Genomic DNA, 17,136 nt, shown 5'->3' on the forward strand with positions numbered 1-17,136 from the left:
AATATGAATAACCCTAAAACTAACCGAATTTTAAGCGAAATTATTAAAGCTAATTTAACCGAGGAGCAAATTAAACAAAATCTTGGTAATTTAGTTACTCAACAAGAGCAAACTATCGAACCAATTCTCAAAGTAGAAGATAAGCAAAAAATAGAGGCTTATGACAAATTAGAGACAGCAGGTCTACCGGAAAAAGGCTTACCAACTGATTGAAAAAAACAATTAGGGAGAATAGAGCAACTAGAGATCAACCAAGCCGATTATAATCAAAAAAAAGAAGAACTTAAAGGATGGACAGATACTTTTGTTTCTAACTCTCCCCAAGAAATTGACGAAAAGATTACTAAATTAGAGCAAAGACCAGATATTTTACAAGCCACTTGAGATGATTATAAAGACCGCAAATCAGTAGAAGAATACAACGACCTTGAACAAGAATTAAAGACTTGAAAAGATACTTTTAAGAACCAAACTGCCGAAGAAATAGAAGAAAGAAGGCTAGAGTTAGTAAAAAAGGAAGAAATATTAAAAGAGTGAGAACAAGAATTTCCTCAATTAACCGCTCTGCAAGTTAAGAAAAACATTGAAAAACTAGAACAAACACTAGATGAATGAATGGGAACTTGAAACCATCGTAAACTATCAGAAGTAAAAGAAGAATGAGAATTATTAAAAAAGCGACCGGACATTCCGATTACTCAACAACAATGATGAAACGATTATACTCGTCGCCAATCTCTTACTCAAAGCCAAACAGAAAGAGAAGAATTAGAGGAAGAAAAGAAAAAAGTTGCCAAACTTCAAACTGAAAACAAGAAATTAATTCAAGATATTGATGAAATTGTAGAAAATGGACGCACTATTCGTTATAAGTTAGCTGAACCAGTAGCAAATAAATCACAAGCCAAAGCAGCTATTGAGAATTTATTAGAAAAAGTAGAAAAAGAGTGAGAAGACTATTTAAAAAACGGAATCAGTGACGAAAATCCTCTGTTGAATTCAAGTTGTCGAGATGATAAAAGCAAAGACCAAGCCCGGAAAATTGTAGGATGAGTTAAAGATGCTCGAAAAAGCCATGATTATTTAAAACTATTAGAGGAGTGAAGCCAAGGAAAAAAATACAACAAACAACATGACTATGATGGCAGTTTATTCCTGCTTGATAATTATTTAAAAAAATTCAATGCCTAGTTCAGACCAAAAAACATCATTCTTTGATGAAATGGTTGACTATTCTAAAGCAACCGAAGAAAAAGAAAAATTAAAAAAAGATCGACCTTTAACAGAAATAATTAAAGCCCATCTGTCAAAAGAACAAATAAAACAAAATTTAGGAGATATTCAACCAGAACAAATTGAAGATAAAGTAGAAGAAGTTCTCTCGGCAAGAGATAAACAGAAACTACAAGACTATGATAAGTTAAAAAAAGATTGAGAAAAGCAATCTGCTCGTTTAGAACAATTAGAGATTAATCAGGTAGATTATAATCAAATCAAGCAAGAATTAGCAGAATGAAAAAGTTTTTTTAGTAACCAAGAACCTGATGAAGTTGAAGACGTAATAAAAAGTTTAACAGAAAAAGCAACTACTTTGCAGTCTCAATATAACCAAATTTGTAAAGAGTTAAAAAATTGAGAAAATATTTTTGTCGACCAAAAACCAAAAGAAGTCAAGGAAAAACTAATTCAATTAGAACAAGAATTAACCACGTCTGACCAAGAATACGAGGATAACCGAAAGCAAATACAAAAGTTAACCAAAGAATTAGACGAATGACAAGAGAAAACAGAACAACAAAATCAAGACTATCAACAAACCCAAAAGAAACTAAAACAATGAACTGAAATATGAGGAGAACAAAACCCACAAACTCTTAAAAAAGAGTGGGAGTTATTAAAAAAACGACCAGAAATACCAATTACTGAAAAACAGTGATGAGATGACTATGTCCGCCGAAAAAGTTTAAAAGAAAGCGAAGAAACAAAAAAAGAACTAGAAGACTATAAAAATGAACTCCAAAACCAATTGCAACTTACTGATTTAGGTAGTTGAAAAACTGAATTAGCCAAGTTAAAAGGTGAAAATCAAGGTTGAGAAAATAAAATAAGAATAGTTTTGGAATTAGAGCAAGATGAACCCTTACCTAGCGACTGACACAATCAATTAATCCAAAAACAACAAATAACTTCAATTCAAGACTTACTAGGAGAAAAACAAAGAGATTTAAAGAAATGAACTGACCAATTTCCTAATAAAACTCCTCTTGAAGTAGAAAAAGAAAAACAAATTGCCAAAAAACCAGAAAAATTATTAGCCGAGTGAACTAGCCAATTTGAGAATAAAACAGCCAAAGAAGTTGAAAAGGAAATCAAAAATAAAGAAGCTGAAATAACTATTTTGAAAATGCAAATTGAGGAACTAGGAGGAACAGTAGGAGCCAATCCAAGTGAAAAACTAATTGAAAGTAAATTAAGAGAAGTGATTATGGCAGAAGACTGAAATTTAGGTTATCTGATTCAAGTATTAACAAAGTTTAAAGAATGAAGAGAAATAGGAACTTCGGAGCAAAGAAGAGCAGTTATAAGATATTGAGTAGTAATAAATAAGAATTTAGAATATTTAAAGAAAAGGAATAACTCGGTAACGGCTAAAATGTAAATAATTTAAAATTTACTTATAAATGAGTAAAATAAAAAGCGAGACGCAATGTGACAAGTGCAAAAGGATATTTTACCGCAAAACAAGACTTGATAAAAACGACGGAAAAAGAAAATTAAACCAAATCAACGAAGTAGTTTACTGAACGCAAGGAAAAGCCTGAGAAAACTATCATATTCTATGCCGAGCTTGTCTTAATGATTGGTTTGAGAAATACCGAGGAGCATTTGTTGAATTAGTAGAACCAAAGAAAAAAAGGCTTTTTTATTATTATAGGTACTTAGAACTATTTGACAAGAAAAAGGAATTTTATAAGGGAAAGTTATAAAAAAAATAGCAAATTAATATACTCAAAAATTAGTATTTTTTTAGTAATGAGTAGTAAAATAATTGTATATGAATGAAATCATAAACAAAGAATTAGTATTGCTAACCATTGAAAGCAATAATGAACAAGTGGGACAATTGTTTATAGCAACTAATAAAGCAAAGAACCTAAAAGAACAAAAAAGGCTATTGTCATTAGCATTAACTTTGTCAAGTTATTTTCAAAAACTAACTAGCCAAGAAATTAATGCTGATTTATCTTTAATAATTAAGACAATAAGAAAAATTAATTGTGTTTCTCCAGTAAGTTTTATGCCGGCTTTGACACCTAAGGAGAATTTAAAGGAACATAAGCAAAAATTCATGCTTTTATTTAGTGAAGTTTCCGCCGAGAGATTAACTGAACTACAAGAAATAGAAAGAAACGCTTATTTAAGAAAATGCTGTAAAAGTTGTCAAAAAGATTTTCAAACAATAAGAGAAAAAGCAAGCCAAGAAGCAACTGATAGATTTTTCTTTTGCCCTAATACTAAGTGTATTAATTTTGGTTTAGAGAAAGGAGAAGGGAAATAATATGAGTGAAAATAAAGAGTGTAGCGAGTGTCAACAAAGTTTAGTAGTCGGGAAGAATACAAAAAAATATTACCGAATAGAAAAAACGGGAGTAAAAAAAGAAGTCTGCCACGATTGTTGGAATAGAAACCAAGAAACTTATAAGAAAGAATATGAAACAATTGACCAAGTTTCAGAAGATATAATAGAGGAAGAGGATGATGGCGGGCTTCAAAGCCCTACTGGAACAAGATCAGAGATTAGATTAAAAGACAAATGTTCTAGGTGCGGAACTTCATACATGATCGATGGAAGCGATATAGAAGCGTGTAGACATGATCGACACTGTTGAGAAAAAGATAGATATCGATGCGTAGGTCACAGCGAATTAGGAGAAAACTTATTGATTAAAGATTGTCCTAATAGATATGGCAACGATTTTTATTATCATCCACTAAGTGAAGAAGAAAAGAAAAAACTCCAAGCCATTGACCCAAAATGAGATTTAAAGAATAATAAACATATTACCAATGACAATAACAGAGAGAGAGAGAGAGAGAGAGAGAGAGAGAGAGAGAGAGAGAGAGAGAGAGAGAGAGAGAGAGCAAAATTCAGAATCCAGTTCTGAATTGGAACAAATTCGGCAATTCTTTCAAGTTAACGGCATTAAATCTATAGAACTTACCGACATAGGTGATGATGAGTTAATTATTAGTTACCAAGATGGCAGAGATAGACGCTGAACTCCTGCTAATAACCAGGAATTAAAAGCAATTAAGAACTATTTACAAAGTCAAGGCAAAAAATCGATTAGTTTAGCAGAATTAACTGAATTAAGTAAAAGTCAGGAAAACAAAAAGAACTATTGACCTTGAATAATCGGCGGTGGAATTATTTTAGCAGGAATTATTGGGTTAGTAATTTGGCTGGCTACTAGGAAGAAAGGAAAGGAGGGATAGGATGAAGAACAATAATTCTCAATTGTTTCTCTTATTAGACGACTTTAAAAATGAGGACGAAGTAAGTAACTTTTTTGAGAAAAACATGTCTGCTATTTTTAAAAATCTGGTACATATTAAAACTAAATGAAGAATTCCTTGTTGTGATTTAGAAGACAATAAAAGAACAATAGATGCTTTGGCTTTTTATAACAAAAAAGGCGAACGAGAAAGATTAGTGCTTTTGGAATATAAACATAATGATCCGAAAAATCCTATCAGCCAATTACTAGGCTATTTTAATATTTTGAGAGATAATAAAGGAAATCTAGTAAGTTTAGAAAAAAGGTACAACAAGTTTTTAACAGAAAACGGCAGAAAAAAGGAATTTGTCGAATGAGAAGATTTTAATTCTAATCAAAAGAAGAATTTTTGAAAAAATAGAATCTTAATTGCTGTAGCTCCTTTTTTTGACAAAAACAGAAAGCAAGAAGCTAAAAGAGAAGAAGAGAAAATTATTTTGATAAAAGTTAAAAAATATGTAAGTAAATACAATAAAAAGGACGAATTTGTCTCAATTTCATTGGTAGAAAATAGCTACAAGGAATTATTAGGAATGTCATCTGAAAGCATAATTATCCAAATCCCTAAAAAAGAGAAGCAATTAGAAAATAATCAGGAAACACTCATTCACATACCCGAGCGTGTGGGAGAAAGTAAAGAAAAGGAAAATAATGAACCAAGTTTAGAACGATTTTTAGCAGGAAAAGAGATAGACAAAAAAGAAAAAGATAAAATGTTAAAAATCGATGAACTTATTAGACAAATTTTCGGAAAAGAGAAAAAAATCAAATTAACTCATGGATATCTTGTTTATTATGACAATATTGACAAGAAGCAAGCAAAAGGACAGATATTAGGCATTAAATTGACTAAAAAAGAGTGTTCAATATGATTGGAAGACAATCAGACAACAAAAGCATTTGTAAGCAAGCCTTACACATCTAATTCGCCAGCAAAGAATTTAACTCGCTTAACTAACATTAAAAACGATGAAGAATACAATAAAATCATGGAAATTTTAGAAGAATATTTAAGCCAATTTAAAGAACAAATTTAACCCCTTTTTTAGTGCTTTTTAATTAAATAAGAGTGTTTAAACTTCTCTTTCTTGCTTGAAATTGTATTTGATATGATAGAAAATAAAGAAACGGTCAGGATTGCCAATAGTCAGTTAAAAGTAGAAAGAGATTCAGAATATACATGTGAAGAATGTGGAATCCAAGCTAGCGAAGGAGACATATTTTATATAGCATATGACACAGAAGGCGACGGCTCCTGATCTGCCTATGTTTGTGAAGATTGTTCTCGATTGTTTAGTTAATGTTCCAATCCTCAAAACTATTCCAACCACCAAAAAAAACATTCTTTTAAAATAAAAATCTAAATAGAATGAACCAATTTGAAAAAGCAATTAAACCCAATGAAGAACTAATAAAAGAATTAGACCAGTGTTGTGGAAAAGAAAGAATTTTAACCGATACTTGGGAAAATAAAGAAGATAATCAAGTTTGCTTAACTTATACTTGTCTAACTTGCCAAAGTTATATTTCTGCTTTGGAGAATAAAGAAAAGCCGATTATAATAGCTAAAAAGCAATATTATCAAATTTGAAATATTAACCAAGAAATCCAAAATAAAATCTGTGAAATAGAAAATTTATTAGAGAAAATAAAAAGCCCAGAAGAGTGTTATAGTTTACCATCAGATGACGCTGACCGATAAGAAGAAGTTAACTGTTGAGAAGCAAAGAGAAATTATTTTTCATAATTTTCATAAATTAAAGAATAAATATTTGAATCAAGGGCAAAAACCAAGAGTTCATTTAGGAGAGCTAGAAGACGATTACTGACGAGAACGAAGACGAAAGAGTTATGGTTTTACTTACTATGTGAAAAAAGATAAAAATATGTGAGTTTTTATTCGCTTATTTCGCAAGCGGAAAATACAATTAAAAGAAATATTTGATACTTTGGCTCATGAATTCGCTCACGTTTGGCTAAACTTTATTGACCCAATAAAATATGCTAAGGAGGAACACAAACATGGCAAGGAACATGAAGAGAAACTCAAAGAATATTATCAGTACTTAATGGAGAATTTGGAAACGGAAGAGAAAGAAATTATAAACAATGAACAGAAAAAATAATATATGAACTTAAAACCAACTTCTTTTGGAACCCACCAGCCCCATGACGAAGTGGCTCAATACGAATATTTAGGCAAGTTATTATTCACCGCTAACCGAAAAGAAATAGATGAAGAAAACACTAAATACATTATTAAAAGAAATGGTAATAATAGTATCCATGAAATAAAAACAGGCAATTGCTTTTTCACTTGAGAAACCCACAGCACTACTGAAAATAATGAAGAAGAATCATTAAAACTAGCAGGTGTAGATTTAACCATTTGAAAAGCAGGTACCGAAAGTGGTGAATGAGTAGTAAAAGCAGTCTACAAACCAGTAATAGAAAAATAGTCAAAATCCCCTCACAGAGCCTTATTATATACAAAAAAATTAACTAACATAGTTAAAATTGTTGTTGATAGCAATGGCAGGAATTGACGGAAAAGTAAAACAATTTTCAGACAATATATTAACTTTAAAGGATATTAGGACTAGACCTGCTTTGTGATATAAGCCTACTGATATTAGTCCTAGTACTGGAAAGAATACTTACATAGATTTAAGGATTTATTATGAATGACCTAACTGAATTAATGATTATTATTTTTTACCTTTACCAGGATTGTGACAAAAATCCAGAGAACAAGTTTGTCAAGATTTATTAAAAAAAGACAATTTGGTTAAATCAGATGGAACAGAAAAAATTAAAAAACAAAGAAAAGAACTAACTGAAGCCCAAAACACTGATAAATATCCCCAAGTAAATTATTATCTATTAAAAGCAACTAATGACAGTATCACTGTAGTTTTCCAAAATTGAAAAGGACATTATTTAACTCGACCTGATACTGTGTTATTTTGGGGAAGAAATGATGGCTCTGGTAAAGCAGGAAAACAAATACCTAATTTATACTGAATTGATAATGTTGACATAATAGATCCAACAAAAGGCTATGTGCTGGTTAAGGCTACTTTAGATAAAATTTGGAGAGATTATAGTAAATATTGTGAAAGCTGAGGAACTGCTATAATAAAAAAAAGCACTATTGGCTTTTATAATCCCAAAGCCAAAATAAAAGGTTTTCAGCATAATGACCATGAAGATGATAGACAAGATGGTAGATATGAAAAAAGAAGCGGAGATTCAGAAAGAAGAGATCCAAGTAATCGTCCTCCTGTTACTCCTCCTCGTCTTACTGGTCACATTCCTACTCCTAGACAAATAAAATTCCTCTCAGTTAATGCAGTTGCATCATCTTATGGAGAAGAATTTACATGTTTAAACATTGGCGACGATTCCCTAACTGTAAGAAAGCAATTTAATCTCCCGAATAATTTTTATATTACAGAAGATTTATACAAAAAAATAAAAAAACACAACAGCAAAGACAGCGGTTTTTTTTATGTCCTTACTGAAGCCGATAGAAAGGAGATTAAAGAAACATAATGAAGAGAAATACACCATTTTACCCATTAAATTTACAACAATTTGCCGAAGAAGGCTGATGAGATAATGCTAACCCTAGAGGAATTTTAATGTGTCCAGCGTGTTTGGCTTGCTTTGACTTTTGTAGTGATTTAGGCAATTCTCGGTCAGTTCCCGGAGGCTACATCCGACCTGAAAATGCTACTTGGCAACCAAAGTTCAATTTAGTTTTTATTCACCCTGATAACAATGCGAACTTTTTAACAGGAATGGCAGGAAATGAAGTATATGACGGAACTAGAATCAAAGATCCTGAAACTGGAGAAGTGGTGATTAAAGTTCCGACTAATTTTTCAGTGCAACCTTGACAAGGAGGAGCTAGAAGTTTATTTACTATTTTCACCAGTAAAGACGAAAATAAACCTTTTTTGTTGTTTTTAGTTGATGAAGGACATAATTTAAAGACTGAAGAAGAAAGAAACGAATTCAGTAGTGGAATAGTTTCAGGAATGGGCTTGTGAATAAAGTCAAAGAAACTTCATTATAGCACTTTACCTAAGATATATAACGAACATCCGCATTTGCTAAATCATTGTTCAGTTTTGCTTTATTTTATGAATAATTCAGCGTTTTCGGCTAATTTGCGACATGTTAAAATAAGAAAAGTTGAGGGAAAATTAAAGATGGTTTACCAAGTATATCGAAAAAGTAGCATTAGTGGAATAACCTATATTTTTATGAGTGGAGAAATTGTTACTAAATGAGAATTAAAAGTAAAGGGACAAATTCAAAATACTCAAGATTTAGTAGGGACTTTATTAGATGGTTTATTTAAGTTTTTATTAGGGGAGGGAAAAGTAACCAAATTGGCAGAAAATGCCGATACTCCTGGATTTGAATGAGGAATAGGAAAAATATGGGCAGGAATTAAGCAAGCAATTAATGGATGAATAAAAAGGCAATGCGGAACTGATTTAAATCAGATATTAACTGGAGAGAAGTATGCCAAATTAATTGGAGCTACTTCTGATAAAAAAACTCTTTCGCATATCAATGAAGCAAAACCAGAGCAAAGCAAACAAGCAAGTTTAAAAGCCACTAGCACCAATAAAGCTAAACCAAGAGAAGTAGAGCCAAGTATGTACCATGCTGATGTCAAAAGTTTCAATTATGACTTTTGAGGATTTTGTAATAATCTTACTAGTCCTATATTTGACATTAAATATCAGCACAGCAACAACTTATACAATAATTTAGTTAATAATAATAACTTGGCTCCTAAGCAAAATATTATTTGTAAATTTAGTGCTTTTAAGCAATTAATGAAAGCCGGAGAATGACAAGGAACAGTAAAGTTAAGATATGATGACCATGGTTTTTTTGCAGGAATACTAAACAGAGGAACTCATTTTGTCGAAACATTTGACAAATACGAGACAACTACCGACAAAGAAGAAAAAGAAAAAACATTTCCAATCTGGCAATATAAAGGAACTGTGTTACAAAGTTTTACTTTTCCATTAGAAAGTCCTACTGGAAATGACCAACAGTTAGCTTTACGAACCAAAACAGCAGGAGAATTAAAAGAAAAGGGTCAAGGGACTGCTCATGATCCAGTCCGAACAGAAGAAACTGCTTTTTATGTGTCTAAAAAATCTTACTGCCGCGGTTCCAGTGGTGATATAATCGAACAATTAATGGAACTTGTTTCTGCACATTTCAAAGATTTTAAGGATAAAAATGATAGTTATTGATATCTTCACGGAGATCGAGATTATACTAGCGATGATATAGAAATAACCGAAGGCGATTACGAGTTTAAAATTATTGGATTTGGAGGAAGAAGTGAAACCCAAATCGGTGTACCAAGTGAAACTAACGGAAATGGTGTTAAAGTTAATAGAGCGAGAGCGGAGTTAAGAGGAGAGCGTTTAACCTTTGTCTTTTCAGAACAAACGCCTGAATCATCAACGCTCGAGTTTGTTAAAGAAGCAGATGACGATGCCAAAGAAGACCAAATTATTATTCAAGATTATGAACAACCAACTACTCCTGATGGAGGAACCGAACTAGACACTGAATTAGACTTAGATTTAGAAGAGAATAGAGATGATCCAGACATAGATGACGTAGATATCGATCCAGATGGTGGCGAAACAGAAAAAGACGATGACATAGACTATGATCCTGACAAAGACCAAGATAAAGACAAGGATAGAGATAAAGAAGATGACGTCGACGACGATATCGATGTAGACCAAGACGACGACTTTGACGATGATTTCGACGACGACTTTGAACAAGAAAAAGATAACGATGAGGATGATGACGACGAAAAAGACGATGACGAGGATGATGACCAAGAAGATGGAGACGAGGATTCTGACAAAGAAGGAGCTTAGAAGTTTAGTAAAGTAAATAAAAGCAAAAATTAAGCCAAGGGGGAAAACATCACTCAACAGAAAAACCAAACAAAAAATCAAGGAAAAACTACATTCACAAACAAAAAATAACACAAAAAGGAAAAAAAGAGAAAGGCAAACCAGAAAGAGAAAAAAAACTATAAGCAAATAGCGAAAAAAAGCACTCATTTTAGAGAAAGCAGAAATAGCCAAACACCGCAAAATAAAGGAGTTTAAGCATTTTGAAACATAAATAAAGAAAATTAAAAATAAAGAAAAAATAAAAAAGTTGTTAATAATATATTATATGGAAGATAAAGATATGGAAAGAAAAAATAAGAAAATGAAAATAATAGGTTATCATTGACCATTGGCAGCACGAGGTCATTATCCTAATGAAGGTATGGTACCGATATACGATTGGAATGACGAAGACAAAAAAGATTTAGAAATATGAATAGAAAAATAAGCAAAAGCAAGTTAATTAAAGAATTTGAAATATGACAGGAATTAAAAATTTAGATCGAATTATAAGAGGAGGTAATTGGAAACTTGATGTTGAAGCAAATGAAAAGAAATTGAAAAAGATTAAAAAGTTGTTTGAGAAGGCTTATACCCCTGAAATTAGAAAAGAAATGAATGAAATTGCTGAGAGTTTAAAAAAAGATAGAGAAAGAACCGGAAAATGACTTTGAGAAAGAGATGAAGAAATAATCCTAAAAGACAAAGAATGTGATTTTAAAACTCCTGCTTGTTCTAAAAAACCTGTTGATTGAGTGGTTCATAATCTAATAAGAAATTACCGAGTCATTTGTAAGAAATGTGGTGAATGATTATCTGAGGAAATAAAAAACGGCAAAGAGTGACACACCATTCCTGAAATTATGGTTAACTCAAAATTATGCATTGAAATCAAAGACAAAGAAGATAATCAAAATGAATAAAACAATAACAACCCTATACGACCACTACAAAAATACTCCTAAAAAACTCAAAATAATCTGTGATTGGGATGAAGTAATTCAATCATTAGAGAGTTATGCTTTGTATAAAGAAGTTCATAAAGAACCTATTGAAAAAGATTATTTTCCAAGTTATTTTGAATGATTTTGAGAAGTTGAGGGAGAAATCAAATATTCTCCTTATGGTTCTAGTATTGTAGACGACGATACCATTACTTCCCGCACAAGAGAAAAACAAATTCAAATCAAAAACTCCCCTAATTTCTATCAAGAAGCACCATTTTTAACTATCGCCAAGGAACTGCTGAAACTGATAAAAGAAGGCAAAGTAAGTAGGTTAATTTTCCTCTCTGCTTATGATAAAAGAAAGTTTCCTTATGGTGATGGGAGAAAAGAGTGAATATTTAAAGAAACCTTTGACAAAGTTGGGTATGAAAGGGAAGATGATAGCTCAAAAACGATACTCCCTTGTTATTTAGAACTAATCGGCTTTGATAGTGAAACCCAAGGACAAACCAAAGCTGACTGAATTAAAGAAAATGCCTCTGACTTTGATTTAGTTATAGATGATAATCCTTTGATTTGTAAGAGTTTAGTAGAAGTTAGCGGAATGTTTTGCTTCAATTGTGTTAAAAAAGTTAGCCAAGAAGTATTAAAAAGCAAAATTTCTATTAGTGGTAATGAAAGCTTAAAAGAAATTCTTAACAAAGAACCATTATCATCAAAAGAAAATGATAGTAAAAGCATAAAGGAATGTGATAAACATTTTGATATAACTGTTCTTGCTCCTTATTATCCAGCAGTAGCAGACCAACATCACCCAGAAGTGTTGTTAGTAGAAAGTAAGGTGAGTGGTTTAAGCAAGGAGGATTTTAATTAAATTTATGGACAAAATGAAAAGACAAGAAAACAAAAGCAAAAAAAATTTAAAAACTACGGGGAAAATCTCAACTAAAATCAATCAAGAAACCGAAATAACTAAACAAAGTGAAAACGAACGCACTAAGTCGCTGGTTCTTAAAGTCACTCCCCAAATGCATAGGGAAATGAAAACCTTAGCTGGCAGAGAGGGAAGATTTATGACTGAAATATTAGAAGAAGCCTGAAAGGAATATTATCAAAAGCATAAGAAAAAATTTAAAAACCAATCTTATTTAAAATAAGAGATAAAATTATAATGATGCCCAAACTTAATCAAAAGACAGTTTACGAACAAACCGAAGAAACTAACTCCTATTTAAAAGAAATAGCCGAAGAATTAAGAAAGATTAGAGAAGTTTTAGAATGTCAAGGAGAAGATGAAGATACAGAGGATGATGATGAAGATGAAGACGATGAACTCGATTGCGTATTATTAGAATGTAAACAATGTAGTTCGGAATTTCCTGAAAGTGTGGGACATGACTGTGATAAAAATGAGGATCCTGACCTAGATCAAGAAAATTAATGAAAAATCAAGAACTAAAAAACTTACTACAAAATCATTACAACCGAATAAAGAAGTTTAATCGGCAAGAATGAAACAAAATGCTAAAAGAGTTAAATGAATTAGTATTAGTGGAAAAAGAGGAAAAAAAACTCAAACTTAAAAAACAGTGAGCAATAGGCTATGATATTCAGGGGAAAAAAATAGAAGCCGATTCACCAACTAAATGTCCTAATTGTCAAACTGCCATTAACGAAACTGAAATGGACATAGTTAAAAGCAATTCCCAAGAAATTATTTGGGAATGCTTAAATTGTGGTCAAGAAATAACAATTCAGAGCTAATACTAATTAAATTAGTAAAATTTACTTAACCAATGCCTTTAACCACAAAAAAAGCCTTAGAAAAATTAAGCCAAAGAAAAAAACAGCGAGAGCAAGAAAAAGTAAATAGCCAAGAATTACAAACCAAATTTAGCCAAATAAACACAGATTATAATGAATTAAAAAAAGCCTATGAAGGTATGGTCACAAATCTAACTAAACTTCAAGAAAAATTAACCCTTAGTGAAGAAGAAAAGGATAAAATTCAACAGCAATTAGAAGAAACAAATACTGTCCTTAATAAGTCAAATCCAAAAATGGTAACCATCGGAACTCAAACTGAAATAAGTAGTCATGAAATTGAGCAAATGCAAAAGAAAATGGCTCAACTAGTAATTTTAGGAAGAACTAGAAGAGAAAAGAATGACCAAATTAAAGGATTGCAAAGGAGAATAAAAGCAAGTGAGCAGCAAGTAGATAGATTATGCCGTGATAAGGCTCATTTAGAGAATAAAGGACAAGAACTAAACCAAAAAATCAACGAATTAGAAGATGAGCTAAAAAAAGAGAAATTATCTACTGGAGATTTAGAAATAAAAATTAAGAATTTAGAAGAAGCTTTAGAGCAAGAAAAGAACGAATATGAAAAAAGTTTAGAAATTAAACAAAAAGAATGGGATATTTTAAATAAGAATTTAGATGAAATAGCCAGACAAGCCAAAGAACAGCATCTACATTTAACTAATTTAGAGCAAATAAAAAATAGGTTAGAAAAGGAATTAAGAGAAAAAGAAGAGCAATACCAACTAATAATTGAAAAACTAGAACACCAATTAAAGCAAACCGGTGAAGATTTAAATTTAGAGATTAATTCCCTTAATTCCGCCCGAAAAAAAGAAAGTGTTGATTTTCAAAAGCAAATAACTAAAATTCAGCAAGATTTAGAAAAAGAAAGACAGCAGGGAAAAGAAACCAATAAACAAACGCAAGAAAGTTTAAAGAAAATCGAAAAATTAAAGAAAGAACTAGAAGAAAAAGAACGAGATAATACTTTTTTGACTAGTAGTTTAAATATTTCAGAAAATAGAAAGAAAGAATTAGAGGTACAGGAAAAACAAGCCCGGGAACAAATCCAAACTGCCAAAAGAGAAATAGCGAATTTAGAACAATCTAAACTAACTGAAAAAGAGCGAGAATTAAGCAATTTTATTGACCAACTTTGAAGCAAATATTTAAAAACTGAAAGCGATTATAATAATCCTAGCCAGTTAAAAAAAGCGGAGGAGGAAATTAATGAGAAATACCAAGAAATCATCACTACTAAACAGACTAAATACGAAAAAGGAGCAAGAACAGAATTTTATCCTGATTATCCTTTTTTATTTTCCTATATTGAGAAATTAAAAAAACAAATTAGCCATCATTATCAACACCGGAAAGAAACTGATAAAATAAATCAACAAATAAACGGCTTAAAAGCCCAACAGCAAGAAAAAATAAGAACAATTTCCTTAACTTCAAGTAAATTAGAAAAAAAACTTAAAGAATGCCAAAAGCAAGTTAAGGATAATAAAGACTTAAATCAGAAAGAACAAATTGCTTTAAAAGCAGAAATAGCTAAATTAAACCAATTAAGAGAAGAATTAGAAAAGAAAACTAAAAAAAAGAAGGAAAAGATTAAGAAGTTAGAAGAGAATATTGAAAAACAAAAGCAAGAAATTGAGAAAACTAATGCTTGAATAGAAGCCGAAAGAAGATTATTTTTAAATTTAGACTTTTCTCCTAAAAGTTTAACAGAATTAAAGAAATTATTAGAGAAAAAAACAGAATGGAAAGAAAAAACAGAGACTAGTAAATATGATCAAGCAGAATTTAAACAGTGATTAGAAGAAAATCCTAGCAAAAAGAGCCAAATTGACTGAAATGGTGTATTAAAAATAAGAAGAGAATGATTAGATGACTTGCTACAAGACCATGGACACCTTAATACTGTTAAGCAAACCATAGAGGAATGAAAAAGCCAAGTAGATAAGCAAAATGACCATCAAATTGAACTACTTAAAGATAGAATTAGATATTTAGAAACTACGGGGAAAACTGAAGAAACTAAACCAGTTAATATTGAAGAATTAAAAGCCAATGTAAAGCAATTAAAGAAATTTATTGAAGAGTTGGGAGAAAACCCTAGTGAAGAACAGCAAGAATTAAGAGAAGAAATAAGGAATAATTTAACTGAATTATTAAGCGAAAGTGAGAGAATAAAAGACTTAATTAAGCAAGAAAAGTTAAAATTTCTTGAATTAAGAAACGAGAAGGAAAAATGAGAAGTAATGAAAGAGAAAAAAGGGAAAAAGAGAGGCTGGGAGGAATTTTATTACTGGCTAAAAGATGGGTTTAATAAAAATGAGGACATTAATAAGAGAACTCGACCTTTCCGAGTGACAACACCATCAGAATTTTTGTGATCACTACAAGTAATAAATCCACTTTCTGCTTATCTTTTTGGGTGTTTAAAAAAAACAGTTGGTGATATTGATTTAACAATAAGTCATTCTTTGACACTTAGTAATTATTTATTCGGGGGTGTTGATATTTTTGTTATTGGAAGAAATCCAGAAGGACAATGAAAAATAGGGAAACGTGATAATAAGATTAATGAATTAAAATTCCTACCTTATGAAGAAGATAAACCATTTCAAGACATGATAACTCCGATTATTGAGACTTGAACAGCGGCAATTAAAAAGGCAGATTCGGAACGAGCAAGAAAACAATATAATAATGCCGATTCCTCTTTTTTTGACCTATTACTAGAAAATTGAAGAAGCTCCATACCTCTAATAGAAAAATTTTCCCAAGAATTAACTGCTGAAGAAGAAACATTATTAACCAAAACTAATAACTTTTTAGATAAAATTAATGAATTCTTAAATCAAGAACCAGAGAACCGAGACCAAGAAGCACTTTGACAAGAATTTCAACAATTAAAAAATTATTTCAGCCAAAATCAGAACAATTTCCCTAATATTAGAACCTATTTTAGCCAAGCATTAGAAAACAATGGTAGTTTAAGTCAAATACTAAATAAAATAATAGATTTAAATCAGCAAAAAGAAAAAATAAGCAAAGAAATTAAAGAGCAAGAAGAGGAATTAAAAGATTATACTAATGCTTTAGATAAATTAAATGATTTAGAAAAAGAATTTTTAGATTTAACCAAAAAATTATCCGAAATTATTCATAAAAATCAGAAATTTAGTGAAGAAGAAATTGAGAAAATAAAAGAATTTAAGGGAGAAGACAAAATGCCTATTTTATGAAAATATGCGGAAAAATATGAAAAAGCAATGCTATCTTGAAATAATAAATGAGAACAGCAGAATAATAAAGAGGAGAATTATCAGCAGGAAATTGATGAATTAAGAAACAGAATATTAGGAGAAAATAATGAAAATCTGAGCCAGTTGTAAATGTTGTGAAAAACAAAATTTTATAGTCAAAGACTACGCCCTAGGAGAAGCATTTAGCCAAAAAACCGAATTTGGAAGAAAATTATTTGAGAGTTTAAAAAATCATTTGCTAGCCTTACAAAACGATTTAAAAAGCCAAGGACACTACGATAGGATATTTATAACTCCTGATGCTTTTACTGAAGAAAATCTAAAGATACCAAAAGACATATTAGACACCTTTTTACCGGAAAATAAAAAAGTTAAACCAAAGAAAGAGAGAAGAACTGAAACAAAAGAAAATCAGTTTAATTTAGCAGGTTGATTATCTGAAAAACAACAAGGGCGAGAAGGAATTGATCAAAAAGATTATGAGAATTTATTGAAAATTATTGGAACTGGGCGAAGCCAAGAACAATTTACTTGGGAAGAAATTCAAGATATGCTTAATGGAGAACAAGATTACGACCAGGAAGAGTAA

Annotated in this window: 20 protein-coding genes; all 20 read left to right on the forward strand. The window is 30.9% G+C overall.

What is annotated here, in order from left to right:
- The first annotated feature begins 3 nt into the window (after window positions 1-3).
- Window positions 4-1,191 carry a hypothetical protein gene (locus GvMRE_RS02570; protein WP_147409726.1) on the forward strand — a complete coding sequence of 396 codons (1,188 nt, stop codon included), beginning with the start codon at window positions 4-6 and terminating at the stop codon, window positions 1,189-1,191.
- Window positions 1,184-2,659: a coiled-coil domain-containing protein gene (locus GvMRE_RS02575; RefSeq protein WP_147409727.1), complete on the forward strand. Its 1,476-nt coding sequence runs from the start codon at window positions 1,184-1,186 to the stop codon at window positions 2,657-2,659. Before GvMRE_RS02570 ends, GvMRE_RS02575 begins: the two co-directional genes overlap by 8 nt.
- A 22-nt stretch (window positions 2,660-2,681) precedes the next feature.
- Window positions 2,682-2,987: a hypothetical protein gene (locus GvMRE_RS02580; protein WP_147409728.1), complete on the forward strand. Its 306-nt coding sequence runs from the start codon at window positions 2,682-2,684 to the stop codon at window positions 2,985-2,987.
- A 68-nt stretch (window positions 2,988-3,055) separates the two neighbouring features.
- Window positions 3,056-3,559, forward strand: coding sequence for a hypothetical protein (locus tag GvMRE_RS02585; RefSeq protein WP_147409729.1), 504 nt, complete (start codon window positions 3,056-3,058; stop codon window positions 3,557-3,559).
- A 1-nt stretch (window position 3,560) separates the two neighbouring features.
- Window positions 3,561-4,199: a hypothetical protein gene (locus GvMRE_RS02590; protein ID WP_147409730.1), complete on the forward strand. Its 639-nt coding sequence runs from the start codon at window positions 3,561-3,563 to the stop codon at window positions 4,197-4,199.
- A gap of 299 nt (window positions 4,200-4,498) precedes the next feature.
- A complete protein-coding gene (locus GvMRE_RS02595; protein WP_147409731.1) occupies window positions 4,499-5,596 on the forward strand; it encodes a hypothetical protein in 1,098 nt (365 codons plus the stop codon).
- Between the two features lie 51 nt (window positions 5,597-5,647).
- Window positions 5,648-5,860 carry a hypothetical protein gene (locus tag GvMRE_RS14110; RefSeq protein ID WP_147409732.1) on the forward strand — a complete coding sequence of 71 codons (213 nt, stop codon included), beginning with the start codon at window positions 5,648-5,650 and terminating at the stop codon, window positions 5,858-5,860.
- 68 nt (window positions 5,861-5,928) lie between these two features.
- Window positions 5,929-6,261, forward strand: coding sequence for a hypothetical protein (locus GvMRE_RS02605; protein ID WP_147409733.1), 333 nt, complete (start codon window positions 5,929-5,931; stop codon window positions 6,259-6,261).
- Window positions 6,245-6,685 (forward strand): hypothetical protein, encoded by a 441-nt coding sequence (locus GvMRE_RS02610; RefSeq protein ID WP_147409734.1) that lies wholly within the window; start codon window positions 6,245-6,247, stop codon window positions 6,683-6,685. Before GvMRE_RS02605 ends, GvMRE_RS02610 begins: the two co-directional genes overlap by 17 nt.
- Window positions 6,686-6,688: 3 nt before the next feature.
- Window positions 6,689-7,018: a hypothetical protein gene (locus GvMRE_RS02615; protein ID WP_147409735.1), complete on the forward strand. Its 330-nt coding sequence runs from the start codon at window positions 6,689-6,691 to the stop codon at window positions 7,016-7,018.
- A 73-nt stretch (window positions 7,019-7,091) separates the two neighbouring features.
- Window positions 7,092-8,114, forward strand: a complete 1,023-nt coding sequence (locus GvMRE_RS02620) for a hypothetical protein (RefSeq protein ID WP_147409736.1) — start codon at window positions 7,092-7,094, stop codon at window positions 8,112-8,114.
- A complete protein-coding gene (locus tag GvMRE_RS02625; RefSeq protein WP_147409737.1) occupies window positions 8,114-10,495 on the forward strand; it encodes a hypothetical protein in 2,382 nt (793 codons plus the stop codon). Before GvMRE_RS02620 ends, GvMRE_RS02625 begins: the two co-directional genes overlap by 1 nt.
- A gap of 307 nt (window positions 10,496-10,802) precedes the next feature.
- Complete coding sequence (locus GvMRE_RS13405; RefSeq protein WP_172575223.1) at window positions 10,803-10,964, forward strand: hypothetical protein; 162 nt, start codon at window positions 10,803-10,805, stop codon at window positions 10,962-10,964.
- Between the two features lie 31 nt (window positions 10,965-10,995).
- The gene (locus GvMRE_RS02630; protein WP_147409738.1) at window positions 10,996-11,439 is read left to right on the forward strand and encodes a hypothetical protein; all 444 of its coding nucleotides are present in this window, start codon (window positions 10,996-10,998) and stop codon (window positions 11,437-11,439) included.
- Window positions 11,432-12,337 carry a hypothetical protein gene (locus GvMRE_RS02635; protein ID WP_147409739.1) on the forward strand — a complete coding sequence of 302 codons (906 nt, stop codon included), beginning with the start codon at window positions 11,432-11,434 and terminating at the stop codon, window positions 12,335-12,337. Before GvMRE_RS02630 ends, GvMRE_RS02635 begins: the two co-directional genes overlap by 8 nt.
- Before the next feature lie 13 nt (window positions 12,338-12,350).
- Window positions 12,351-12,620: a hypothetical protein gene (locus GvMRE_RS02640; protein WP_147409740.1), complete on the forward strand. Its 270-nt coding sequence runs from the start codon at window positions 12,351-12,353 to the stop codon at window positions 12,618-12,620.
- Between the two features lie 17 nt (window positions 12,621-12,637).
- Window positions 12,638-12,904, forward strand: a complete 267-nt coding sequence (locus GvMRE_RS02645; RefSeq protein ID WP_147409741.1) for a hypothetical protein — start codon at window positions 12,638-12,640, stop codon at window positions 12,902-12,904.
- The gene (locus GvMRE_RS02650; protein WP_147409742.1) at window positions 12,904-13,227 is read left to right on the forward strand and encodes a hypothetical protein; all 324 of its coding nucleotides are present in this window, start codon (window positions 12,904-12,906) and stop codon (window positions 13,225-13,227) included. Before GvMRE_RS02645 ends, GvMRE_RS02650 begins: the two co-directional genes overlap by 1 nt.
- 32 nt (window positions 13,228-13,259) lie before the next feature.
- The gene (locus tag GvMRE_RS02655) at window positions 13,260-16,676 is read left to right on the forward strand and encodes a coiled-coil domain-containing protein (RefSeq protein ID WP_147409743.1); all 3,417 of its coding nucleotides are present in this window, start codon (window positions 13,260-13,262) and stop codon (window positions 16,674-16,676) included.
- Window positions 16,654-17,136: a hypothetical protein gene (locus tag GvMRE_RS02660; RefSeq protein ID WP_147409744.1), complete on the forward strand. Its 483-nt coding sequence runs from the start codon at window positions 16,654-16,656 to the stop codon at window positions 17,134-17,136. The genes GvMRE_RS02655 and GvMRE_RS02660 overlap by 23 nt, the downstream gene beginning before the upstream one ends.

The organism is endosymbiont GvMRE of Glomus versiforme (assembly GCF_003546845.1).